Source organism: Acetobacter orientalis (genome assembly GCF_000963965.1).
Lineage (GTDB): Bacteria > Pseudomonadota > Alphaproteobacteria > Acetobacterales > Acetobacteraceae > Acetobacter > Acetobacter orientalis.
Window position 1 is genome coordinate 126,151 of the sequence record NZ_BAMX01000022.1, and the last position, 25,415, is coordinate 151,565.

The following is a 25,415-nucleotide window of genomic DNA, read 5'->3' on the forward strand; positions in this document are numbered from 1 at the left end:
TAGAACTGAAATGTGGTGAATTATATGAGGCGGGATTTGCCATGTGGTCCTTTTTATCGGGCGTTAGGCAGATAATAGAAAGCGAACTCTCACCAATAAGATACGGCAATTTAGCGATGTATTGCCAAATATTGAGCGCTAAAAGGCGTAGGTTAAAGGTGTCGTATTATGCGTAAAAATTACACATTAGCGTTCTACAAGGCGCAAAATGTATCCAGTGCCAGTATGGCGCCCACCACATTACTCCGGGTTACGCAGTTGATGACTGCTGTCTGCTTCGTGCAGCCCTTATTTTTGGTTGAAGGCGCGTATGCTCAGCAGATTTTAAAACCACAGAATAAACCCGCTTATTCTCGGGGTAAGAAAACTGGTAAGCTTGGTTCTTCTGCTTCAATTGCGGCATCTGATGCTGAGCAAATTCAGGTCACTAGTTCAGGATCAATAAGAGCCGTCGAGCGGCGCCTAAGGCATAATCCTGGTAATTTTACTGTTATTGACAGTAAAGAGGTGGAAAAAGGTCGTGCTGCTACGTTGGAAGATGCTCTTGCGTTTCAGCCGGGTATCTTTGCGCAGGCAACAACTGGGAGCACGGGGAATAAGATATCGATCCGTGGGTCTGGCGCAGGATCATTTTATGGTGGTTACAGCCTTGGTATGAAATATCTGGTGGACGGGCTGACTGTAAGTGGCGTTGGCGGCTTTCAGGAGGATAGACTCAATAATACCGGATATCAAAGAACAGAAGTGCTGTATGGCGCAAACGCTTTTGATTATGCGGCAACCGCATTGGGTGGTGGTATTAACTTTGTGACCCATACAGGAGTTTCTGCGCCTGGTTTAATGGCCCATTTTGAGGCAGGTAGTTACGGAACACTCAAGGAGCAGGTTAGCCAGGGTGGCACATTCGATCATGGTAAGGGTGATTACTATGTGACGGTCGCGCGTACTAATAGGCAAGGCTTTCAGACCGCTACAGCAATGCACAGAACGGATGTCGTGGCCAATCTAGGCTACCGCTTTACCGATAGGCTGTCAGCACGCCTCCTTTTCCGTTGGGACGAAGGAGCTGGACACTTTGGTGGGTTGCTCACAAAAGATCAGGTAAAACATAGCCCAACCATAAACCCTAATGATTGGGGAAACCGACCAACCCATAGCACAATGCTTGGATTTAAAACTGATTATATATTCGATGATGATTCCAAACTTGAATATGGCATAACATGGAACAACTATCCATTATTTAACGCTACACACACGTACCAGTTTAATTTATGGAGGTCGACCGACCTCAATAACTCTCTAAAATATAATAGGAAAGATAATTTTTTTGGCCATGAGAGTGAAACAAATATTATTCTCAGCGATGTTCATATGGTTGCAGGAGATTCTAGATACTATACATCAACTGCACTTTCGACAGAAAACAACCGTGATACATGGACACTCCGTGACCGTGTAAAATACGCAGGTTCTCATGATTTGGTATTTTCTGTAGGTAATAATTCAAGGTTGTTTAACAAACTCTGGCTTACAAGCGGGTTTTCTGTGATATGGATTGACAGAAATATCAGGTTGGTTGACCGCCTTGTTCCGGCAGATAATCTTCAAAGCCGTGAGCATTATAATAATGTTTTCATAACGCCTAGAGTTGGCTTGCGTTATGAAATCAACAGAAATATTGATTTATTTGCCAATTTTAGCCGGACTATTGATCCGCCGGTAACGTGGCAGTATCACAATGTTCAGGGTGGAAGCCCTTACAATAATACTGGATCTGTTGGCCCACTAAAAGCCCAGCGCGCTAATACTGTAGAAGTTGGTATTCGGGGTAAATTGGGTAGGTTTGAAGGCAGCTTGGCACTCTACCGTAGCTGGGTGCGTGATGAACTGCTTACGGTTGTGGTCACACGGGCTACCAACACGACTGCTGAAATAACGGCAACGTCTAATGCTAGCCCCACCGTGCATCAGGGTATTGAAGCTGGCCTCAATACCAACCTGTTCAACTTTAAACGATATGGGTCGTTAGGATTTAGGCAGGCTTTAACCGTAAATGATTTTCATTACATGCATGATGCAACGCTTGGAACAAACAAAATTCCATCGTTACCAATTTGGATGTATCAGGCAGCGTTACAATATAAACATCCTATTGGTTTATATGCAGATTTTGATTTTAGGGCATCTTCAAGCTATTATGTTGATTACACGAATACTGTCAAAGCACCGAGTTACGGTATTTTCGGCCTTAAAGTAGGATATGAGTCTCCATCGAAAACATGGAGTACATTTCTTGATTTTCGGAACTTAGCGAATAAACACTATGTCACGGCTGCGTACCAATCATATAATTTGGGCGGTAAAGATGCTGCCGTCTTTTATCCAGGTGATGGTCTTAGCGTTTTTGGAGGGGTTACTGTCCATTTTCCGCATGTAGGCAACAGTCTTTAATATTGGTGCTGGCATAGGCACCGGATACAGGTCTGTTGTGTCATTTTTTCGTGCAATCATATTGTTGAATAAAATGTTTTAACGAACGAGGTGAAGTAGATGGGAATTTCAACGCAACCTAAGCTTGCTGATGGTTTAACTGTGGATATTTTGCATGCACGTGCGCAAAGGGTGCTTGCCTCTATTGCTCAGGGTGCCGCGGATCGTGAACGTGAAAGGCGACTTCCGTATGAGCAAATCAAGCAGTTAGCATCAGCGCAGTTGCTGACTTTCCGCATTCCTAAAAAATATGGTGGAGCAGGAGGTCGCGTTCAGGACGTAATACGATTTTTAATTGATTTAGCGAGTGTTGATTCTAACACTGCGCAGGCATTAAGGCCCGCTTTTGCGTTTATAGAAGACCTACTTATTGATGGAAGCGAGGCAGAAAAAGATCTTTGGTTTCAACGCTTTCTTGCTGGTGAGGTTGTAGGTAATGCCGGGTGGGAGGTTGGCGGAGCGAATGGTGCTATTGCCACAAGATTAAAACGGGATGGGAACAGTTTTCGGGTTAATGGTAGCAAATATTATAGTACCGGTGGGCTATATGCTGACTGGATTGCGGCAGTAGCGCTTGATGAGAATGATCAACCCACTTCGTTTATCGTGCCGCGTGAACGTGAGGGGTTGATATTGCAAGATGATTTTGACGCAATGGGGCAGAGATTAACTGCTAGTGGGACTACAACACTGCATAATGTTGTTGTTTACCAAAATGAAATTCGTAGACGTCATTCTGAAACTGCTGAACGTACGATTATAACCCCCTTTTTCCAGCTCTATCTTGGTGCAGTTGAAGCTGGAATTGCCCTTAATGTTTTGAAAGATGCAGTTTATTTAGTGAAGAATCATGTGAGGCCGATTAAACATAGTTCAGCTGAAAAATCTGCCGATGATCCTTATGTAAGGCATACGGTCGGTGAAATTGCAGCCCGAGCGTATGCAGCTGAAGCGGTCGTAATACGCGCTGCAACTTCTATCGATCATGCATGGGAAAATAATTTTCAGAACGGAACAGTAAATCAAGCTGCTATAGAGGTAGCAAAGGCGCAATTTGTGGCGATAGAAAATACCCTAAAGGCAGCAGAACTTGCATTTGATGTTGGTGGGGCTTCAGCCACGGCACGGAAACACAACCTTGACCGTCATTGGAGAAATGCAAGAACAGTAGCCAACCATAACCCTAGAGATTGGAAAGCTGCTGTGGTGGGAGCGTGGGAAATATCGGGTGAAGAGCCTCCACGCTCAGGTTTGTTTTAAAAGGTATATATAACCTTCACGCTACAACATGTTGTTGGTTAAGCAAGAGGGTAATTGAAGTGAACTGAATACTTGAGAGAGTGGTTCATTTAGTAAACTCTCTTTCAAATGAGTTTTTTTGAAAGAGAGTTTACTGAGTATATAGAATGATGAGTTGTCAGTTTTACGGATGCACAGATGTTGGGCGATGATCCATTAGTCTGAAGAGAATGAGTTTGCTCATAATTTGTGTCGGGCGGAGCGGGTTAGTAGCGCCACGTTTTATCCATGGTGCGCGAAATATGGCTACATGAGCGCTTCGATAATCCGTTGAATGAAGGCTCTAAAAGAGGAGCATGACACGATTGTCGATCTTCTTGTGGGACTGGCAGATAAGGGTTTTCCTGTTCAGGAGTAGCTTGTCAGTCTTCGTCCAACGCTAGCTTCCCATGGGTCATGTAATGAACGCCATGGGAAGCTCAAAAATCATATTTTTGTCAGAGTAATATTAGTCAAACCCAACAGAAACCCCGGCAAAAATGCCGAACCCATCTCCCACTAGTAAAGCAGATGGTTCTGTATTGCCGCTTCCGTACACAGGAACGACCCCAGTTGCGTAATGCTTATTCGCGAGGTTATGAAAGCTGAGATAAACTTGACGATGCTTTTGGGGCCATTGGTAGCCCATATTGAAGTTGTAAATATGGTAAGGTGCAGCCCGGTATCGATTATCATAAGATGCAAGAACAGAGGACGCGACTTCTGCATCAACGGCTGCATAGAAACCGTTTTTCAGATCCAAATGCAGTTCTCCCTGATAGTAATGTTGGGGAATGCCAGGAATGTGGTTATGGCCCCATACCGGGTCATGATTGAACCGAAAGTCCTGATAGGTATAGGCTTGCCGTAAAGAAATGACGTTTCCGGCCCATTGGTAGAGAGTGGAGTGAAGCGCAAATTCGACACCCTGATGTGTAGTGGGCGAGGCGTTACCATAGGTGGCGTTATTATAGAGCTGTGAGGTAGGTGTCATGACAGAAAGTAGTTCGTTATGCACAGCCGAGTGGTAATATGACAAACTCCATTGTGTGCCAGCATAGTCTCCGCTCGTTCCAACTTCAAACGTGGTGGCAGTTTGAGGTTTCAGCATGCTCCAGTCTTTGGTTAAGCCTGTTGCAATACCGCTAGTATAGAGATTGCCGGAAAGATACTGCCAATCCTGTGCTGGTTGGATACTACGGCTTACATTGCCGTAAACCTGAATATGCGGGTTAATGACATATCGGAAACCGGCACGTGGAGAAAAATAAAGAGCATCCTGATGAAAGCGGCTCTTTTCTGGGTATGTCTGGCTACCTGAACGGGGGGAATAATCCAGTGCGCCAGCGACCGTTAACCAGAAGTTATGAAAAACTTCTGTATTGTTGCTAACATGAAAGACATTGTCACTTCCGCCTAGGTGAGAGCGGGTTACTAGCGTGCCCATTGCGACACCCGGATAAGCCTCTGTCCTGCGAACACGATTGTCAATGGTAGCGTGCAAATCATGCGTTGTGTAAACCCCTGCATCGGTGTCGCTTTTTAGGCCGAAGAGGGTGTCATGGCGTTGGTAGCTAAGCACGCCGGATGCGTAATCAATATCATAAAGAGAAGAGGTATTGCCCAGTTCGTGATCCATTGGGGCATTCATGTAAACAAAGCCAAGCATAAGCTTGGAGTTGTCATCTATACGTATGCTGACACGGTCGGCCGCATATTTGGTGCCCGGTTCAATGGTTTTTGTGCCCCAGTAACGGTAGGGTTCCTGTGCTTGTTTAGGGTTTTGTGCAACCTGTGAACGGGTCAGATAATAGGGGTTTCCTTCTGATGTTTGGCGATAACGAAAGAAAAACCGGTTATCGATACGATCATTAAATTTATAGCCATAATTGAAATTGATGCCAAAATTTGTTGATTTTGTGCTTTCCTGATACCCAGAGCGATAAGAATTGGTGACACTGATATAATAGTCGTGTTTGCCAATAACTTTGCCTGAACTGAGCTGTTCCTTAACGTAGCCAAAGCTGCCAGCCTCTACCCGAGCTTGATACGTTTGGACATCATAACCGGTATTGGTGACATAGTTGATGGCCCCACCAAGCATAAGAGAGCCGTAATCAAACCCATTCCCGCCACGCAACACTTCAGTGTATTTTATGCCAAGAGGCTCTTGTAATTCGTTGACGGTGCCAATTGGTGTGGTCAACGGTAAGCCATCAAATAGGAACAGAATACCAGAACGTGTTGCGTTAAGGCCTGTCTGGATGCCTGAACCACGAATGGAAATGCGTAGATCATCTGATCCGCAAGGTGCTTGGGCAAAAACACCAGCTTGATATTTGAAAGAGTCGGCGTTTGTGGCGCTTCGTCCACGCAGCATGACGGATGCATCAATAACGCTGGTTCCGCCGGGGATACGCGATAGCCTGCGCTCTGCTTGCATAACGGCAGGTGTATGGTGGTGTGTGACCAGAATCTGTTCTGCCGTATGGCTGGCATGGGTTGATGTGTGGTCGTGATGCATACCCTCCATATGGTCTTCTTGTGGAGCATTGGCGTGCGTGTGAACGTGAGGGGTTTTTACGTGCGCGGCTGAAATAGTATGTGCACTGCCAGAGGCAGGTTTATGTGGAATTGTACTAGCTAACGCTGTTGAGGCTGTAACCAGTGCTGAACTGGTCAAAAGAAGACCCGTTCTAAAGCGAGGTAGCATAAAAAAGGAACACACACGCGAAGCACGAACCTTAAGGGGAGGGCGAGGTGCGAAGATGTGATCCATACTTTTAATCCGTTAGGGTGAGATATAAGATAATTATGCGAATTGAAAATGTGGAATATAACAACGAATGTTCATGGTAAATATATAAACAACAAAATGTATCGTATGTTGTAAATTTAACACTATGGGGAGGCGTGTCTGGTCTCTGGTTTTTATGAAAACCATACCAAGCAGAGCTTCTGCATGTGTTATTTCAATTTTTTAACTAATGTATTGGAAAACATATTTATTTTTGTTTTTCAGTAAAAATAAAATCTCTCTCATAAAAGGGAGAAATGAGGAGAGCCATACGTTTATATTTAGACAAGAACGAATTACGTAAAAAATAAGTTATATATAAAAAGCACGATATATGTGAAATTGAGGGGTGTTAGCCAGTCTGGTGCTGACACTAGAAAGACCGTTTTAGGTTGGAGAGCAGGTTTGAGAGTTCGATTAGCTAAGGCAGTCTGGGGATGACAGCGAGGTTTTATCTGAGAGAAGGTCGGAGGCTTCTTTCTCCGGTTCTTCTTGTCGCTGGTTGGCAGGTAGCGAGTGCATGCGGTCTCATTTCTGCGCGAATATTGCCTTCTCCGGTTCAGCTTAGCCGTACTCTGTGGGGATTGATTAAGGATGGCTCGTTGCTCACCAATCTGCTGGTCTCTCTTGAGCGGGTGAGTTTTGGTTTTAGTCTTGCTCTCATAGTCGGGGTAACGTTGGCGCTGCTTTCTGGGTTGTCCAGATGGGGGGAGGACATCATTGATGCTCCCCTTCAAATTCTCCGTACCCTTCCGGCGTTGGCGCTGGCTCCTCTTTTCATCTTATGGTTCGGTATTGGGGAAGAGCCAAAAATTCTATTGGTGTTTTTGGGAGCACTTTTTCCAATTTATCTTAATTTACATAAAGGGATTCGGAATATTGATCCTAAGCTTTTGGAGGTGGCCCGTACACTTGGTCTTTCTCGTGCTCAGACCATTAGGGATGTTATTTTACCGGGTGCGTTGCCAGACCTATTACTAGGTGTGCGTTACGCGTTTGGTATTGCATGGCTGATGCTTGTCGTGGCCGAACAGGTGAATGCAGAAAGTGGCATTGGCCATATGATGATGGATGCGGAAGATTTTTTACGAACTGATATTATTTTGGTTGGCTTGATAGTTTACGGCTTGCTGGGATTGATTTCTGACCGACTTGTAAGGACTGCGGAGCGTTGGTTGCTGGTGTGGCAAAGGCAGGGCGGTACGCGCGTATGAACCATATTATTTCAAACGGAGAAGAGGGGCTGCGCCCGTTGGTAAGGGAAGCAGCCGATGTGCGTATTACCAATTTAAGCCGTCAATTTTCTGGCGGCCCTCCCGTGTTGGATCATTTATCTTTGACTATTCCGGCGGGAGAATTTGTTGTGTTGTTGGGCCGTAGTGGCTCTGGCAAGTCTACCTTATTACGCACGTTAGCTGGGCTGGATCCGGTCGAGTGTGGAGAGGTGCTCCGACCCGCGGCAGTTTCAGTCGTATTTCAGGAAAGTCGTCTGCTGCCATGGCGGCGTGTCTGGCAAAATGTGGTTTTGGGACAAAAAGGGCCTGCAGCAAAACAACGAGCACTGAGCGTTTTGGCAGAAGTTGGTTTGGAGCATCGGGTTGAAGCATGGCCGCTTACTCTTTCTGGCGGCGAAGCGCAAAGAGTGGCTTTGGCACGTGCGCTTGTGCGTGACCCCTCTTTTCTGATGTTGGATGAGCCTTTTGCCGCGTTGGATGCGTTGACCCGCATTCAGATGCAGGCACTTGTTTTAACATTATGGCGAAAACACCAGTGCACCACTTTGCTAGTAACCCATGATGTAGATGAGGCCCTGATTTTAGCGGATCGGGTATTAGTGTTGGAAAACGGGCGGATCAAGATTGATCTTCCAGTTCCTCTGTCGCGCCCCCGTCGGCATGCTGACCCTGTGTTTGAGGGGTTACGATGCGAACTGTTGCATGCCTTAGGCGTGCATGACAGCGAATAATTTCTATTTTTGAAAGGGAGAAAACGATATGACCAAAGCACCAGAACGTTCAACCGACACCTCTGCCAGCTCTTTTATAGCAGATCGCTGGTCTCCTCGTTCTTTTGCGCCTGCTCCGATATCTCATGAAAATTTGGTGGCTTTTCTGGAGGCTGGACGCTGGGCGCCATCAGCTTATAACGGCCAACCATGGCGCTTTCTCTATGCCAGACGGGATACGCCAGATTGGGAGCGTTTTCTCTCATGGCTTATTCCGTTTAATCAGGCATGGGCACAACATGCGTCTGCCCTGGTCTTTATTGCGTCTCAAACAGTCACATTTTCCAATAGCACCGGAGAGCCGGTTCCCGCACCTACGCATGCGTTTGATGCCGGTGCTGCAGCGGTTCTGATTCAGCTAGAGGCTTCTCATGCAGGGTGGGCAACACACCCTATTAGCGGGTTTGATCATGCGTTGGCGCGTGCCGGGCTGGAATTGCCGGAAGATTATGCGCTGCATGCAGCACTTGTGATTGGTCAGCAACGCGATAAGAGCTACCTGCCGGAAGCCTTACAAGGAAAGGAAACCCCTTCTGGCCGCCGGCCTTTGTCGGAACTGGCGTTTGAAGGGCGTTTTCCGGTGCGCGAGGATTAACTTTTCCAAATTACGTCCTGCACTTGGAGGCTATGCGGTATAAGGGCGTTTTGGGCCAGCAGGTCGGCAGCTTTTTGCTGTTCGGCCTGTGTTTGCGTGTCCATGAAGTCAATGTCGAGTGAAAGGCGTGAGAGCGCTGTTTGAATAACGCCTGCCTCAAGACCTGTGCTAGCGGCCAGCGTGTGAACCAGAGTGTTTTGATTCTGTGTTGCCCATGGTTTCAGACCAGAAAGGACTGTAATAATGCGTCTTACAGTATCAGGATTTTGTTCTGCAAAAGTACGGGTGGAGAGCAAGAATTGCCGATTGGGAGACAGATTTTCGGCATTGGCTAGAAGTCTGGCTGAAGGAAGGGCCTCACCTGCGGCAAGATAAGGATCCCAAATGGCCCATGCATCAATCTGACCGGTTTCAAAGGCGGCTCGTGCCGCAGCGGGGGTGAGGTTAACAGCATGAATATCGGCAGGTGTTAAGGCAGCGTGAGAGAGGGCGTTCAGGAGTAGATAATGGACATTTGAGCCTTTATTGAAAGCGACTTTTTTACCTTTTAGATCTGCAAGCGTTTTTACCTGTCCGTCTTTTTGAACCAATATGCCTTCGCCTAAGGGGGCAGGGCCGCTGTGCCCGATATAGACCAATCTGTCTGGCCAGTTGGACTGTGCAAAGATGGGAGGGGCATCACCTGTTTCTGCAATATCAATAGCGTTGGCAGCTAAGCCCTGTAGCATTTGTGGCCCTGCAATAAATTCAGACCATTTCACATTCCACCCTGCAGAAGAGAGGGCATGTTCGAGCAACCCTGACTGTTTGAGGATAATGAGGGTTCCATACCGCTGATAGCCAATATGAAGCGTTTTATCAGCACTCTGAGCCAAGCTGTGCTGGGGCACGACCAGTGTTGGGCCTGCTGTAACAGCGAGTGCTGCGGTAAGAAACGACCGGCGGCGGAGTTTCGATGTAAAGAGAGTGTGGGGGGGAAGGTTAGGGGAGCGTGACATGCAGAAATATCCTTTCCGATTTTTATTTTATAGGGCTTCTTTTTTTCATCACGATGCAGGTAGGTCGCTTATCTAACGACAGAGCGGGTATTCCTTTTATTCTCTATTAAATTCGGATAAAATATTAAATAACTAAAATAATTAGTTGAATAAAAGAGTGTAGGGTCAAGGAAAGACGATCTTTATGATGGTGCAGGATAGAGACGAGCAGAGTGCAGGTTTTCAAAAAAGACTATCTGACATACTTCCTGAACTGAAAATCAGGGCGAGAGAAGCAGACCGAACTGCCATTTTCCCTTTTGAAACAATGCAGCTTCTTGCTCAATGCGGAGTGCTGGATCTCGTATTGCCGCGTTCACAAGGGGGGGCAGAATGCGACCTTGCAACGGCTCAGGCGTTGATCGGCACTATTGCGCAGGCTGACCCTGTCGCTGCTCTTGTTTTGGTAAACCATTATATGGTGCATGCTGAATTGCGCTCATTACCATCTTATCCTGTTCCGCTTCAGGGAAGAGAGGCGATGGCAGGTAAATTGATCAATGCGTTGCTGGCTGAGCCTGACCAGGGCTCGGCATCACGAGGTGGTCTGCCGGGAACGGTAGCGCAAAAAACTGCTCAGGGATGGTACCTGACTGGCCGTAAAGCTTACGTAACAGGTATACCTGTACTTTCTTGGTTGTTGGTGCGGGCCAGAACAGAAAGCCCAGAACCGGAAATTTGCTTTTTTTTACTACCACAACAGGCTTCCGGTATGACCGTTCTTTCGACATGGGATCATGTTGGTATGCGTGCCTCGGCCAGCCATGAGGTGACGCTAACGGACGTTTTTGTACCGAATGATCATCTCATTTTTAGGGAGAAAGCTGGGCAGGCATCTCATTTTGGTAAAGTGCTGGCCATGTGGAACCAGGGGCTTCTGGGGGCACTTTATGATGGTATTGTGCGGACAGCCGTTGGTTGGACCGAAAATTTTCTTAAAGAGCGTAAGCCATCCAATCTGGGCGCCTCTCTTGCAACTCTTCCGGCTATGCAGAATGTGATCGGTGAAATACGAATAGCGCTTGATCTAAACCAAATTATTTTACGGTCTTTTGCAGAAGCCGTGGCGTTTAAAGATCAAGACCGTATTCAAAAAGAAGCTGCTTTGGTTAAGATACAGACGGTTGATGGTGCCGCAGGTTTAACACAGTCTTTGTTAGCTATAGCGGGAAATGCAGGTCTTTCTGCTCGAAATGATTTGGAGCGTTGCCATCGGGATGCTTTATGTGGGCGTATACACGCCCCCCATGCTGAGCTTTTGCGCACCAAGGCAGGGCGGCAGGCCCTAGGTGTTTAAACCCCATATTGTTTAGGAAAAGTGCTCTCCAGTTGCATCTCCTATAAACTGAGCAGCGGCAACCAACTGTTGTGTAAACGGATGGCGTGGATGCAGCAGGATGTCTTGGGCAGAGCCTCTTTCAATAATCCGCCCCGCTTGCATGACAATGAGGTCATCTGCGATGTTTCTTACCACATTCAAATCGTGAGAAATGAACAAGTAGGAAAGATGAAGGCGCTTTTGAAGAGTACCCAACAGATCAAGAATTTGCGCCTGTACGGAAACATCCAGTGCAGAGACAGGCTCATCACAGAGAATAACAGAAGGCTCTACCGCCAAGGCGCGTGCTATGGCGATACGCTGCCTTTGCCCGCCAGAAAGGTGCAGAGGGTTTTTGCCTAGTAGGGTGCTGGGCAAGCGTACTAAATCCAGAAGTGCAAGACTACGAGATAGCCTTTCTGTTTTTGGAACATGGATAACAGAAAGAGCATCATCCAGAATAGTCTGCACCGTCCACCGGGGGTCAAACGAACTGAGAGGGTCTTGATAGATGGCAGCCAATCTGGGCCGTCGGCTACGGCGAGAAGCTTCTGTTATACCCGTTTTCTCTGACCGAGACCAAGGCTCCCCTAAAAAATCTATGAACCCTGTTTCTGGTTTCTGAAACCCCATAATCATACGAGCCGTAGAGGTTTTACCTGACCCTGACTCCCCGATCACAGCCAAAGTTCGACCGGGAAAAAGAGAAAGGCTGATATCCTGCACGATGTATTTTCTGGTGCCATTCTTTTGTTTGACTGAGAACGACAAATTATGTGCTTCAAGCAGCGGTAAGGTGGTTGGGTTGATGGGTACTGCCGGGCGAGGAGGTCTTCTTCCCGGTTCAGCGTCAAGCAACCTGCGGGTGTAGGAATGTTGGGGAGCACAAAGAAGGTCTGCTGTTCGGCCTTCTTCCACCATATGCCCATGATGCATAACAATCACGCGGTCTGCCAGTCTAGAGACAAAACCAAGGTCATGACTAATGATCAGAATACCATGCCCCGCTGTGCGTAATTGTTTGAGCAGTTCCAGAATCTGCACTTGAACGGAAGGGTCTAGGGCCGTTGTGGGTTCATCTGCAATCAAAAAAGGTGGGTTCATGGCAAGTGCGTTGGCAATCAGCGCGCGTTGGCGTAGGCCACCCGAAAGCTGATCTGCACGAAGGTGAATACGCTCTTTTGCCAAGGGAATGCCAGCCTGCGTTAGTAACTGTAACACATGCTCGTTGCGTGTATTTTTGGTGCCCCATTTATGGGCTGTCAGGGCTTCGTTAATTTCTGCGCCAACGGAGCGTAAAGGGTCGAGTGCTACCAGTGCATCTTGCAAAATAAAGCCGATTTCTGCACCGCGTATTTTGCGCCATTGCTGTTCTGTATTTGCCAGCAGAGATTGCCCGTTCAGAGAGAGCTGGTCGGCTGAAGTCTGGGCGTTAGACCCTAAAAGACCTAGTAATGCACGCGCAGTAACGGTTTTACCTGAGCCCGACTCACCAACAAGCGCGACAATTTCTCCTGAGGTGAGGGAAAAGGAAAGAGAATGCACGGCTGTATGCGTGACACCACCCGTAGCAAATTTTACAGACAGGTTTTTTACACTTAGCCCAGACTGAGGTGCGCTAGAAAATGTGTTCATGACGTGGTGGTCTCAAAGCGATTTTTCAGGAAGCGCCCCAAGGTGGTTGTTGCCAGCATGGTGAGAACAATAGCAACGCCAGGGAAGAACGTGATCCACCATGCTTCGGCAATATAGTCGCGGCCCATAGCCAACATGGTACCCCACTCTGCGGCGGGAGGTGGTGCGCCAAGCCCAAGGAAGGAGAGGGATGATGCCCATATAATGGTCTGCCCAATCCCCATTGCGCCAGCAATAAGCAATGGCCGAAAGGCATTGGGAATTAAGTGACGTGTTAAAATTTGTGCAGGAGAATGGCCGAGTGAGCGGGCCGCTTCAATAAAACCGGCATGGCGGATTGTTAGAAACTGTCCGAAAAGCATCCGTCCATACCCCGGAGCCGCGCCAATACCGACCGCGACAATAAGAGGAAATGTGCCGGAAGAGAAAAGGGCCGTTAGCAAAAGGGCAAGGACAACAGTTGGAAATGAAAAAAGGATTTCGAAAACCCATTTAACACATTGTTCAGCAAATGGGCCGCCAAAGGCACCGGGGATTGCCAGACTTAACGCTACGCAGAGAGCAAGTAGAATGGAGCCTATGCCAATAACCAGAGAACTGCGCGCCCCGAAGATAAGGCGTGTCCACATATCGCGCCCAGATTGATCTGTGCCAAGTGGGTGCTGCCAGCAGGGCGCGGTAAATGCCTCGCGCGGCGCAATACCATAAGGGTTGCCATGCGTGAGAAAATGTGGGGCAATAGCGGCAAGAATGAGAATAGTTAAGTAGAGAAACGCTAAGGTAAGCCCGATATGTTGGCTACCCGGCAGCCATAGCCGTGGAGAGGGTTTTAAGGACAGCGGGAGAGAGTTGGTTGCGCTCATGCTCTTGCCTCCTGAATGCGCGGATCGATGATCACGTAAAGAGTATCGGCCAGAAAGGATGCGATGACATAAATAACGGAGATAAAGAGAATTATGCCTGTTACCAAAGGCATGTCATGCATGCTAACGGCCAGAAAAAGTTGACGCCCTAAACCTTGCCGCGAAAAAATGAATTCAACAGCAACAGCATTTCCGACAAGCGCACCGATAGCCCATGTTGATAAACTGACGCCCGGTAGGAGAGCATGACGTAAAACATGCCGAAACCGGACAGCAGTGTCAGAGAGGCCTCTGGCGCGGGCGGTGAGAACAAAGGGTTGGTCAAGTGTCGTTTTAAAAGATTCCCGCATTACCTGCGCGAGAAAGCCACCCAAGGGAATGGCTAGGGAGAGGGAAGGGAGTATGAGTGATGAAAAACCATGTGTGCCTGCAGGAGGCAACAGGCCGAGTTGGTAAGCAAAGAGCCAGAGCAGAATAATACCAATCCAAAACTGAGGGAGCCCGGCAAAAAAAGTTTCAAGAGAAGAAAATGCGGAATCAAAAAGTGGTTTTTTGGCAGACAGTGTCACGGATAAAATAGCGAAACCCCATGCCAGAAGGAGGGAGGAGAGCATGAGCTTGAGAGTGGGAGGAGCCTGCTGCCAGAGAACATCTTTAACCGGCATATGCTGAGAGAATGAGGAACCGAGATGACCTGATAGTACATGCCAGATATGGAGCGCATATTGCACTATAAGGCGTTTGTCCAATCCATATTCCGTACGAATTTCTTTTATAGTTTCAGGCGTTGGATTGGCGGAGCCCCCCAAAATGGCTGTAACAGGGTCACCCGGAGCAAGCTGTAACGTAATGAAGGTCAACGTTGTTGCGGCAAAGAGAACCAGACAGGCTCCGCCAACACGGAGTATGAATTTTTTCAGAATAATAAATGAGGTATTGGGGAGCAGGATCATTGTTCTACCCATGCATCGTATAATGTTGTGACATTCAGCGCAGGTTCCAGCCGTATATCATGTGCACGTTTGGAAACGGCTAGCCGTGTTGTCTGGGGGAAAGTTGTGATCTGAAGAAACGCAGCAGAAACAATTTTCTGGGCTTGATAATAGAGGGCCCTGCGTTGTTCAGGATCGGTTGTTAAAAGTGCGTCATTGATAATTTTGTCAAAATAAGGATTGCTGAAACCGGATTCATTTTGGTGGTGTCCTGAAATTCCGGCCGCATCAAGAAATTCAGAAGAAAAGACAATACGCAGAACATCGGCGGTATTTGTGTTCCAATAACCAATCCGAACGTCATAGTCCCATTTGCCTTCGCGGGTGTTGACGGAGGTATCGTCGGCATTTTCTAGCAACACATCAAAGCCAGTCTCTCGTGCTGTGGCTTGAACCTGTTCCCACAATGTGCGCTCAGAATTTGAAAGCGAGGATCGGAGGGGAATATGAACAGTTAAACGCTGGCCATTTTTGGTACGGATACCATCTGTGTCTTTGGTGCTCCATCCTGCTTGGTCAAGCAGCACATTTGCCGTTTGTGGGGCATAGTCTGCCGCGTGTTCAAAGTCGGGGGAATAAAAAGGCGTTGTGGAGGTAAGTGGGCCACCTGCACGGCGATAATGATGAAAAAAAACGCTTCCGAGTGCGCCGTCTATGTCTGCAGACCGTAGGAAAGCTTCTCGTAATCGCACGTCATTAAATGGCGCTCGTCGTATGTTAAGAGTGCCATTGGTTGGGTTGCCAGGGCGATCTGCCATTAAAAGCCAAAGATCAGCATTATGCTGAGCGGGCGTTTGTGCTTCGGGGGGTAGGCTGTCAATGGCATCAACCTCTGCTGCTTGCAGGGCTGCAAAGCGGGCAGAAGGCTCAGGGATAAAGCGCCACTCGATACGGTTTAAATAGGCTGGCCCATTGTGCAAGGCATAGGGAGGAGCCCAGTGATAAGCCGGGTTTCGTTCAAGGAGGATTTTGTTCTGTCTATCCCAGCGGACAATACGAAATGGCCCCGAGCCTACAGGTGCCTGACAGTTCATATCTCGCGGGCGGGCCAGAGCTTTTGGTGATTCAATGCCCAGAAAGCCTTGCGCCAGAACTTCCAAAAATGCGGCATAAGGGCGGCTAAGGTGGACGACGGCAGTATGTGCATCAATAACATCGGTTGAATGATACTGACGAATATAACCACCTGCCGTGCTGGATTGCGTAGCTGGATTAGCCATATGGTCAAGGTTGGCTTTCACGGCATCTGCCGTGAAAGGTGTGCCATCTGTAAAGGTAACGTCAGACCGCAAATGGAATGTGTAGGTCAGTCCATCTGGTGAAATATCCCAACTGGACGCCAGCCACGGGTGAATACCGCCAGATTTGTCCATTGAGACAAGTGAATCAAGATATTGCTGTGCTACAAAAACCTGCGGCATGTCGCCTTGAACATGCGGGTCTAGGCAGACAGGTTCACGGTCTGTTGCATAGATCAGAGTGCCGCCTGAAACGGGAAGTGTGGCACCCTGTTTATGTTTGTTTTTATGACATGCAGCCAAAGGCAGACACAGGGCTACCAGCAGAGCGCTGAGGGAGTATGCGTTGCGTGTGTATGTGGCCGTGTGTCTGGTGGGCATGGATGTTTAACCAGTCAGTAAAGTGGTCAGGCTGGTGCAAAATGAGGGGTATTTTTTGCTTCCGCATCTGCTTTGCGGGTCCAGCCGGAATCTAAGGGGGTGCCATTTAGTTCCCAGTCTCCTAGTTCGCGGGCACGCTGAATGGCTGGATTATGGGACGCTAGAACCCGTGCATTGCGCCAGAATCTGTCCAGTCTCCGTTTTTCTGAACTAGCGGAAGCGCCGCCCACTTCAAACAAGCTGGTGGTTGCATCAAGCACTAAAGGAATAATAATTTGCTGCGCTTTAAAGGCTTCTAGTTCAGCCTGTTGAGAGACTGTATCTGGCAGCCCTTGTTCTCGCAGCAGAGATGCTTGTTCAAGCGTTGTAGAAACCCGATCAACCAGTGTTTCTGCCGCAAATGCCAGACTGGAAAGACGACCGATCACTGTTTGCACAAGCGGGTCTTCACGTTGAAAAGATTGCCCCGGCACCCCGAAGACACGCGTGCGGGGGCGCACAAACTCTATGGTTTCGTGCAGGGCTGCCTGCGCAATACCGGCGAGCGTAGCCAGATGGAAGTTTTGATAAAATGCAGTAAAAAACCGATCTATAGGCGAGGCGTCTTTTGGAAGGACATGATAAATCTGATCTTTTGAGAGTTCAACATTATCAAAAATAGTTGTACCGCTGCCCGTTAGGCGCTGGCCAAAACCGTCCCAGTCATCCAGGCGGGTAACACCTGCTGCGGTGGTGGGTACAGCGACACGGTAGCGTTTATCATCATGCACAGCGACAACTGCAATCCAGTCAGCATAAAGGCTACCGGTAGAATAATATTTGGTACCGTTCAAAAACCACTTATCGTCTTTTGGGGTCAGAGTAGTGTTGGTTTCAGCTGCTTTGCCTAACTCGGCCATAGCTGCGCCAAAAACCGCACCTGCATGAATTGTTTCAAGCCATTTTCCGGCTGAGGCCTCAGCGCCGGTTTCGGTTAGGCGTTGGCGTTCCCCTTCAACAAAAGCGAAATGCGCCCTTATAATTTGGGGAAGATTTGAATCTGCTGCGGCTAGTTTCACCAGAAGGCGAAATGTTTCCCGTAAAGATAAATTCTCGCCCCCCAATTTTTGAGGAATACGGACGGCGGTAAAACCACTTTGGCGCAGAGCATCTACCGCATCGTAAGGCAGAATACGATTTTGCTCGCGCTCTATCGCGCCGTTAGCAATCTGGTCAAACACAGCCTGAAAACGGTTGGGGGCGGAGGGGGTGGAAAGCGTGGACTGGCTCATAGTAAGACTCGCTATATAACGAAATAAACACGAAGAATAATTATATAATTATATTCTATCGTGTTTATTTTTCAGTCAACAAAATTCCACTATAATATACGGAAATGATTCAAAAGATGACGTGTGGAAAGAGAGGTTGTGATGGTCTAGGCCCTATGCGTGGTTAAAAGTCTTTATTTTCAAAAGGTAAAATTATGGCATTAGCTCCATGCGTGAAGCGGCGGAAATGTACCGTTAAGATAGTAATCTCCTACTATTGCATATTTCCACCGAACAGGATCGTGTAATGTATGGGTTCGGGCGTTGCGCCAGTAGCGATCCAGATTATAGCGTGTGTCTGTCGCGGCGGTGCCCGCAAGTTCAAACAATTTGTTTGTGGCGTCTAATGCTAATTCTGTTGTGAAAATTTTTGCCTCAGCTGTTGCAATCTGGGCTGCCGCGACAGAGGTAGGTGTAGGGCGCGCAACGGCTGTATCAATTGTCTGCCCTGCTACATCCAGTAAGGCACGGCATGCGCTGAGGCGGGCGAACAAACCGCCCAAAATATGGCGTGTGTAAGGGTCTTCGTATGCATGATCCTGATGGCTATCTATCCATGCGCGTGTGCGGGTTTTTACAAAAGAGATAGTGTCTTCAAGAGCTCCCTGGGCTATCCCGCCATCAATACTGGCCTGAATAAACTGCGAGATTGCACTATCTGGGCGAGGATTTTCAGGAAGGTAGGCTTTCCATGCAGGGAGTACCCGCGTCAGTGGCACTCTCACATTTTCAAGAAGAACCGTGCCGCTGCCTGTTTGGCGCTGACCAAAGGCTGACCAGTCATTTAATACTGTCAGTCCTTGTGTATCTCGGTCTGCTATGGCTAGCCAGGCTACTCCCTGATCATCAACGGCTACAATCGGCACCAAATCTGCTGCCAACGCACCGGTGCAGTAATATTTTTTACCGGTTATGATGACATGCTCTCCCTCCCGCACAAGTTGTGTCTTGAGATCGGTTAGTGTCTTGTTCCCGCGTTCAGAAAAAGCATTTCCGCAACGTTTTCCTTCAAGAATGAGGCCAAATAATTCCTCTTTCTGACTGTCGGTGCCGCATGAAGTAATGACAGCAACCGCAGCCCAGTGGTTTTGGGCTATCTGTGCCAAAGCGCCGTCTGCCGCAGCAATTGTTTGCACCACCTTGCCGAGTGTGGAGTAGGACACGCCTGCACCGCCATGGGAGCGCGGTACTGTAATGCCCCAAAGGCCGGAGGTAGAATACAAATCCAGCTCTTCAAGTGGGAACACATTAGATTGCTCCCTTGCAGCAGCATTTTGTTTCAGGTGGACGGCTAAATCCTGCGCGATACGCAGAGCATCTGCATCAGTTTCTATGCGAGCTGTTGGTATAGCGCGGGGCCAGAGCGGTGGTGGAACGGGTAAGCCTGAACCCACAATAAACGGATTAGATAAAGACATAACAGAACACCTGATATTATTGGGCTGAAGCTAAAGAGGAGGGTAAGTGAGTTTTTCGGGCAGCATGAGTGGCAGGAAGATGGTCTCCTGCTCCAAAAAGCTTGTTTCGAAGCGTTCCGGGTTGATACGCGAGCTTATAAAGACCACGTCGTTGGAGTTCGGGTACAATGAGATCGACAATATCTTCAAATGTTTCTGGCGCGACGGCATAAGCCAGATTGAAACCATCAACACCGGTTTGATCGATCCATTGCTCCATTTGATCGACAATTTGCGTTGGGCTGCCGACAAATGTGACCCCCATACCACCAATGGCTGCATGGCGTGCCAGTTCACCTACAGTCCAGATTTTGTCTGGGTTCATGACTGTCAGAGAATCAATGGCGGAATGAATGGCATCATTTCGGATATGACGTATGGGGTCTGTTAGTTTGTATGTAGAAAAATCGATACCAGTCCACCCGGACAGCAGAGTAAGCGCTCCCTCTTCACTAATGTAGCTTTGGTAGTCATGATATTTCGCGAAAGCTTCTTCCTCCGTGGGGGCTGTAATAATAGTGAGGAGAGAGAAAACCAGTGGCGTATTCTTTGGTCTGCCAGCCTGCTGTGCCTCTGCCCGAAGAGAACGAACAGTTTTGGCTACAGTGTCCTGCGAAGGGCCAGCCACAAACACACACTCAGCATGTGTTGCCGCAAATTGTTGACCGCGTGCCGATGCACCAGCTTGGAAAAGAACAGGAGTGCGTTGGGGAGAGGGTTCAGCAAGGTGGATGGCATCTAATGAGAAAAAAGGGCCATCATGCTGAATACGGTGAACTTTTGAGGGATCGGTAAAAATGCCTCGTTGTTTGTCACGTAAAACGGCGTCTTGATCCCAGCTTTTTTCCCAAAGTTTATAGACAACGTCCATATAATCATCAGCGATGGCGTAACGCTGGTCATGTTTGGTTTGTACCTGGTGGCCAGTGCTTTTGGCTGCACTGTTCAGGTAGCCTGTTACAATGTTCCAGCCAATCCGTCCTTCCGTCAGGTGATCGAGCGTGGACATACGCCGCGCAAATGGAAAAGGGTGCTCGTAAGATAAGGTTGCCGTAAGGCCAAAGCCAAGATGCTCTGTAACGCTTGCCATAGCAGAGAGTAGCATGGCGGGGTCATTGACCGGAATTTGAGCGCCGTTGCGCAAAGCGGCATCTGGGCTTTGGCCATAGACATCATAAACGCCCAGAACATCAGCAAGAAAGAGGGCGTCAAACAATCCGCGTTCTAATGTGCGAGCAAGATCCGTCCAATATCGGAGTGAGCGATACTCTGCGGATCGGTCACGGGGGTGCCGCCATAGCCCGCTGGCTTGATGAGAGACGCAGTTCATATCAAAAGCATTTAGGCGTATTTCGGTCATTTCCGTCTTTCTTGTTCAGTTGAAACTGAGAGAGATATTGTCAAACACACCGAAGTTACCGCCGGGTCGCATGACAGAATGAAACAGCTCGTTCATGCAATGTCTGGAAGAAAAAATGGGATATCAGGAGGCAATAATGGTGTTGTCTGGTGCGGTTATGGCGGCTTGTGCGCGAATGGTACAAGCAAGCTTTTCAGCGTATAGGGTGACTTCTGGCAGTCCCATCAGTTCACCAAAACGCCCGCGAGCTAAAGGCCCTGCAACGAAGAGGGATATATCTTTTCGGGAACCAACCTGTGCGTTTCCATCTGCTGAGACATGTAAGCCCAGTGCAGAGGAATCCATTTCGATATACCCTTCTTTTACAAGGGATTTTAAGAAGGGTTGTGAACTCAGGATATTGATGTGGGCTGGGCCAGTTGTAGATATAATGGCATCTACAATCTGATTTTCTATCTGCCCACAGCGAGTGCGCAGTGTAACCTGAAAGGTTTTCCCTTCTTTCTCAACTGTGAGAACACGGGCAGCCTTAATTCGAAGAATACCCTTTTGAATAGCCATATTAACAATATTTTCGGTAGGCGGAGAAATGCGGAAGCGATGCGTATCCCAGAATGGACGTAAGTGACGAATAAGCCGACGCCGTTCGGTTTGACCAAGATGTTCCCAAATTTGGGGGGCCTGCTCGCGAACACGATCCAGAAACGCCTGCCAAGGCGTATCCGGATTATCAGCAATGATTTGACGTATTCGTTGCAGAAGCTCTTTGGCGCTAACGGCAGGAGGAGATAAAAAATCTCCTGTCGCTGTAACAGGTGTTGGGCTATGCCCTTTTGATCTTTGGCCCCGTCGGGAAATGGCGAGAATAGGTGCGTTGTGCTTGTTGGCGATTAGACTGGCAACCGTATCTGCCATGCTTAAACCTGTACCAATAATCAGAACCCTGTCTTCTGGTTTAATGCTCGTGAGAGCGTCAGATTTCCAAGGGTCATCTATTAATATAGGATATGTTTTAGCAGACAGAGGCACTTCAAAAGATACAAGTTGCTTGGGGAGTTGTGGTGCAGGGTGACTGGTTGCGATAACAAGTGTATCGGCTTCAAAAGTTTCCCCTCCCGAAGTTGTTAGTATCCATTTTCCAGTTGGTAATTTTTGTACATCCGTGACCAGACTAGGGATATGCGTTAGGAGGTGGGCCTCCAGTAAGGGGGCAAGCTTGGTGGCTACATAGTGCCCAAAAACCTTGCGGGCTGGATAGATCTGGCCATCAGGTCGGTGAGCGCCTTTGTCCTCACGACTTGCGCTGGTTGCAGCCAGCCATTCCAGAAAATCAAGAGGGTGTTTTGTATCAATGCTCATGCGGCTGGCGGGAACATTGATACGATGATTGGGATCTTCTGCACTATAAGCGACACCGCTGCCCAAAAGAGCGCGAGGTTCAAAAATGAGAACGCTCAGCGGGACAGTCGGCTTCTTTAGGAGATGCCACGCGAGTGCGGCACCACTGAAGCCACCGCCGATAATAGCGACAATGTTGGAGCGCTGGGTCGTCATAATCAGGCTGCGTGCGAACCGGGGCGATGATCACCAGCAATGGTTTCACCAAAGGGCCCCATGTTGTTTAGGTTAGATGTTGCCCGGATTGGGTGTGCTGTGGGCAGAAGCGGTAGAACGAGTTCTCCAAACTGATAAGCTTCTTCCAGATGTGGATAGCCAGAGAAAATAAAGGTATCTATACCCAGTCGACGATATTCATCGATACGCTCGGCAACAGTGTCAGGGTCGCCTACCAGAGCGGTTCCCGCACCGCCACGTACCAAGCCTACCCCGGCCCATAAATTGGGGCTGATTTCCAGTTTATCTCGTTTTCCACCATGCAGTGCGCTCATTCGGGCTTGGCCTACGGAATCCATACGAGCGAAAACTTTTTGCGCTTTTGAGATTGTTTCATCACTCAGATGGCTAATAAGCCGATCAGCTTCTTGCCACGCTTCACGCTCAGTTTCTCTCACAATGACATGGAGGCGAATGCCAAAAGAGACCTCACGGCCTTGTTTTTCAGCAAGGTGACGTACTTTGCTTATCTTTTCTGCGACTAATGCCGGTGGTTCACCCCATGTCAGGTATTTATCAATATGCTTGGCCGCCACATTCGCTCCGGCTTCAGACGAGCCACCAAAATAGAGAGGCGGGCCATTGTTCTGAAAAGAGGGAAACAGAACGTGGCCATCGTCTATTTTAAAGTGCTTTCCTGCGTAATTTACATGCTCGCCACGCAAAAGAGCTCGGTAAATATCGAGAAATTCGTCTGTAATTTCATACCGTGTTGTGTGGTCAGCAAAAAAACCGTCACCAGCGTTTTCTGCCGGATCTCCCCCGGTGACAATATTGATTAATAAACGCCCTTCCGAGAAGCGGTCTAGTGTTGCGGTCATCCGTGCGGCAAGTGTTGGGGAGAGCAGCCCTGGCCTTACTGCAATAAGATAGCGCAGTTGTTTTGTAATAGGGGCGAGAGCTGAGGCCACGACCCAACTATCTTCACAACTGCGGCCGGTTGGGATTAGTACCCCATAATACCCAAGAGTGTCTGCTGCTTTTGCTACCTGCTGTAGGTAGGGTAGATCTACTGGACGCCCGCCTTTCTGGGTGCCGAGATAACGGCTGTCACCATGTGTTGGCAGAAACCAGAGAACATTGATTTTATCAGGAATGGAAAAAGACATGTCAGGACGCCTTGGAAAGGGGCAAGGAAGAAAAAAGCGGGGCTGCTGGCACTGTTAGATTTTGTGAATCTCGGTAGCGCGCGGCAAAATGGGATGCTGGCAGACGTGCTTGTCCGGGTTCGAAAAGGCGCTCACGCAGGGTTTCGCCCGGCGTGTAAGCCGTACGGTACCGGCCACGCTGCTGAAGTTCAGGCACAACGAGGGAAATAAAATCCTTTGCTGTATCAAAGGAATGATACTGCCGTAGGTTGATGCCATCGATGCCATCAACGTCCAGCCAAGTCTCGATATGATTGGCAACAGTTGTAGGAGAGCCGACGGCAAAGAAGCGGCCTTCATCAAACGAAGCAATCTGTTTCAGCGCGCTGCCAATGGTTTGATCGGGGCGGAAGCGACGGCCCATGTTGCCAAAACTCTGGCCCTCTCGGAGCAGCACATCTCCTATGCGCTCGTTTACATCATAGCGGCGCAGGTCAATTTCAGCCTGAGCGTGAACCAGCGCCCCTTCTACACTGTAGTAGCTGCGGTAGTGTTCCAGCTTTTTGGCGGCAAGAGCATCTGTTTCATCAACAATAATACCTGCCATGACAATGAAGCGAATATCGTTAGCATTGCGCCCATGGGCAACGGCTCGTTCGCGTGTTTTGGCAATGTTGGTGCGTACCTCTTCAGTTGTACGGCCACCAATAAACACGACCTCTGCATGACGTGCGGCAAATTCTAACCCTGCTGGTGACCCAGTTGCCTGAAATAGCAAAGGCGTTCTTTGGCGGGATGGTTCTACAAGATGCGGTCCTGCAACGCGAAAATGGGCCCCCGCATGGTTAATGGCCCTTACAGCCGAAGGGTTTGTATAAATGCCTGCAGCAGCATCTTTCAGAACGGCGTTGTCATCCCAACTGCCTTCCCACAGTTTGTACAGGACATCCATATATTCGTCTGCAATGACATAGCGGTCATCATGCGGGATTTCGTCGTCCAGACCGAAATTTTGCGCGGCACTTCTTAAATAGGAGGTGACAATATTCCAGCCCACCCGCCCTTGTGTGAGTAAATCAAGCGTGCCCATGCGACGCGCGAAGGCGAAAGGGGGCTCATACGTTGTAGAAAACGTGACACCAAAGCCGATATTTTTGGTGACAGCAGCCATGGCAGGAACGAGCAAAAGCGGGTCAAGATTGGGGATTTGTACAGCTTCCCGCAGGGCTGCATCATTGCTTTCTCCAAACCGGTCATAAGTGCCGATGACATCAGCTAGAAAAATAGCATCAAACAGACCCGCCTCGGCCAGTTTGGCAGTGTCGAGCCAATGCTCCATTTCACTATAACGATGGCGATTATTACCCGGTACCCGCCACATGCCATGCACGATGTGGCTGACGCAGGCCATTTCAAACAGATTTACGTGTAACTGCTTCATAGTTTGGCTCAAGCTGGAGTGTGGTGCGGGCGAAAAGAGGAGGGGGGGAAGGCAAGAAAATGAAACACCGCAGACTCCTCAAACAACCATTAATTATAGTTTATGCATGATAACAACAATTTGGTATCGTGAGTCAATTATATAAACGATAAAAAAGTTATATGAAAAAATATCTCTTCATGATGTTAAAATTTGGCCTTATGGCGGTTCGTGCGGGTTGAGTGAGCGTTTAAAGCTTTCACCTAAAGAGGTATGGGGTCATGACGGTGAACCTGACAGACGAATGTTCCCGTGAGATTATCTGGTCAGGCTTGCGTATGTTGTCGTGGCCAGTGCCGTTATCAGGCTAATGCGCTGGAACCGAAAAAACACCGCACAGGAAACGATGCTCTTTGTTTACGGCTCTGTTCAGGAAAGCGGGCACTGCGTTGTACAATTCTTGCAGCGTTGACTGCCCGTTACGCCATTCCCAGATGGTTCGTCTTGCGACGAACACACCCGGTCAGCGCTATT

18 protein-coding genes are annotated in these 25,415 nt (G+C 48.5%); 6 read left to right on the forward strand and 12 right to left on the reverse strand.

All coding sequences use genetic code 11. The annotated features are described in order from the left end of the window. The first annotated feature begins 168 nt into the window (after positions 1 to 168). Positions 169 to 2,454, forward strand: coding sequence for a TonB-dependent receptor family protein (locus tag Abor_RS09120; RefSeq protein ID WP_232015032.1), 2,286 nt, complete (start codon positions 169 to 171; stop codon positions 2,452 to 2,454). Between the two features lie 99 nt (positions 2,455 to 2,553). Then, a complete protein-coding gene (locus tag Abor_RS09125) occupies positions 2,554 to 3,753 on the forward strand; it encodes an acyl-CoA dehydrogenase family protein (RefSeq protein WP_048841547.1) in 1,200 nt (399 codons plus the stop codon). A gap of 487 nt (positions 3,754 to 4,240) precedes the next feature. Here the strand turns inward: Abor_RS09125 and Abor_RS09130 are convergent, their stop codons facing one another. Continuing rightward, positions 4,241 to 6,484, reverse strand: a complete 2,244-nt coding sequence (locus Abor_RS09130) for a TonB-dependent receptor family protein (protein WP_084594464.1) — start codon at positions 6,482 to 6,484, stop codon at positions 4,241 to 4,243. Between the two features lie 521 nt (positions 6,485 to 7,005). Here Abor_RS09130 and Abor_RS09135 point away from each other — a divergent pair. From Abor_RS09135 to Abor_RS09145, 3 genes are read left to right on the forward strand one after another with little or no spacing between them, the layout of a single operon-like run. After that, positions 7,006 to 7,782 (forward strand): ABC transporter permease, encoded by a 777-nt coding sequence (locus Abor_RS09135; RefSeq protein WP_048841548.1) that lies wholly within the window; start codon positions 7,006 to 7,008, stop codon positions 7,780 to 7,782. Continuing rightward, the gene (locus tag Abor_RS09140) at positions 7,779 to 8,534 is read left to right on the forward strand and encodes an ABC transporter ATP-binding protein (RefSeq protein ID WP_084594465.1); all 756 of its coding nucleotides are present in this window, start codon (positions 7,779 to 7,781) and stop codon (positions 8,532 to 8,534) included. Before Abor_RS09135 ends, Abor_RS09140 begins: the two co-directional genes overlap by 4 nt. Positions 8,535 to 8,562: 28 nt before the next feature. Continuing rightward, on the forward strand, positions 8,563 to 9,168 hold the full coding sequence (locus tag Abor_RS09145; protein ID WP_048841549.1) for a nitroreductase family protein: 606 nt from the start codon (positions 8,563 to 8,565) through the stop codon (positions 9,166 to 9,168). On the opposite strand, the gene Abor_RS09150 is transcribed toward Abor_RS09145, so the two are convergent. After that, complete coding sequence (locus tag Abor_RS09150; RefSeq protein WP_048841550.1) at positions 9,165 to 10,166, reverse strand: aliphatic sulfonate ABC transporter substrate-binding protein; 1,002 nt, start codon at positions 10,164 to 10,166, stop codon at positions 9,165 to 9,167. The two genes, Abor_RS09145 and Abor_RS09150, sit on opposite strands and share 4 nt — an antisense overlap. A gap of 184 nt (positions 10,167 to 10,350) precedes the next feature. Between Abor_RS09150 and Abor_RS09155 the strand changes: the two genes are divergently transcribed. Continuing rightward, positions 10,351 to 11,502 (forward strand): acyl-CoA dehydrogenase family protein, encoded by a 1,152-nt coding sequence (locus Abor_RS09155; protein WP_052946409.1) that lies wholly within the window; start codon positions 10,351 to 10,353, stop codon positions 11,500 to 11,502. A 12-nt stretch (positions 11,503 to 11,514) separates the two neighbouring features. Here the strand turns inward: Abor_RS09155 and Abor_RS09160 are convergent, their stop codons facing one another. The 10 genes from Abor_RS09160 to Abor_RS09205 form a co-directional block, all read right to left on the reverse strand. Further along, positions 11,515 to 13,158: an ATP-binding cassette domain-containing protein gene (locus tag Abor_RS09160; RefSeq protein ID WP_048841551.1), complete on the reverse strand. Its 1,644-nt coding sequence runs from the start codon at positions 13,156 to 13,158 to the stop codon at positions 11,515 to 11,517. Continuing rightward, a complete protein-coding gene (locus tag Abor_RS09165) occupies positions 13,155 to 14,021 on the reverse strand; it encodes an ABC transporter permease (RefSeq protein WP_048841552.1) in 867 nt (288 codons plus the stop codon). Before Abor_RS09165 ends, Abor_RS09160 begins: the two co-directional genes overlap by 4 nt. Beyond that, positions 14,018 to 14,974, reverse strand: coding sequence for an ABC transporter permease (locus tag Abor_RS09170; RefSeq protein ID WP_084594466.1), 957 nt, complete (start codon positions 14,972 to 14,974; stop codon positions 14,018 to 14,020). The genes Abor_RS09165 and Abor_RS09170 overlap by 4 nt, the downstream gene beginning before the upstream one ends. Then, a complete protein-coding gene (locus tag Abor_RS09175; protein ID WP_048841554.1) occupies positions 14,971 to 16,632 on the reverse strand; it encodes an ABC transporter substrate-binding protein in 1,662 nt (553 codons plus the stop codon). The genes Abor_RS09170 and Abor_RS09175 overlap by 4 nt, the downstream gene beginning before the upstream one ends. A gap of 26 nt (positions 16,633 to 16,658) precedes the next feature. Further along, positions 16,659 to 17,903, reverse strand: a complete 1,245-nt coding sequence (locus Abor_RS09180) for an acyl-CoA dehydrogenase family protein (protein WP_048841555.1) — start codon at positions 17,901 to 17,903, stop codon at positions 16,659 to 16,661. A gap of 200 nt (positions 17,904 to 18,103) precedes the next feature. Then, positions 18,104 to 19,360 (reverse strand): SfnB family sulfur acquisition oxidoreductase, encoded by a 1,257-nt coding sequence (locus tag Abor_RS09185; protein WP_048841556.1) that lies wholly within the window; start codon positions 19,358 to 19,360, stop codon positions 18,104 to 18,106. A 16-nt stretch (positions 19,361 to 19,376) separates the two neighbouring features. Then, on the reverse strand, positions 19,377 to 20,759 hold the full coding sequence (locus Abor_RS09190) for an LLM class flavin-dependent oxidoreductase (protein WP_084594467.1): 1,383 nt from the start codon (positions 20,757 to 20,759) through the stop codon (positions 19,377 to 19,379). A gap of 123 nt (positions 20,760 to 20,882) precedes the next feature. Beyond that, the gene (locus Abor_RS09195) at positions 20,883 to 22,313 is read right to left on the reverse strand and encodes an FAD/NAD(P)-binding protein (RefSeq protein WP_048841557.1); all 1,431 of its coding nucleotides are present in this window, start codon (positions 22,311 to 22,313) and stop codon (positions 20,883 to 20,885) included. A 2-nt stretch (positions 22,314 to 22,315) separates the two neighbouring features. Beyond that, positions 22,316 to 23,482 carry an FMNH2-dependent alkanesulfonate monooxygenase gene (gene ssuD / locus Abor_RS09200; protein WP_048841558.1) on the reverse strand — a complete coding sequence of 389 codons (1,167 nt, stop codon included), beginning with the start codon at positions 23,480 to 23,482 and terminating at the stop codon, positions 22,316 to 22,318. A gap of 1 nt (position 23,483) precedes the next feature. After that, complete coding sequence (locus Abor_RS09205; RefSeq protein ID WP_048841559.1) at positions 23,484 to 24,914, reverse strand: LLM class flavin-dependent oxidoreductase; 1,431 nt, start codon at positions 24,912 to 24,914, stop codon at positions 23,484 to 23,486. Positions 24,915 to 25,415 lie beyond the last annotated feature (501 nt).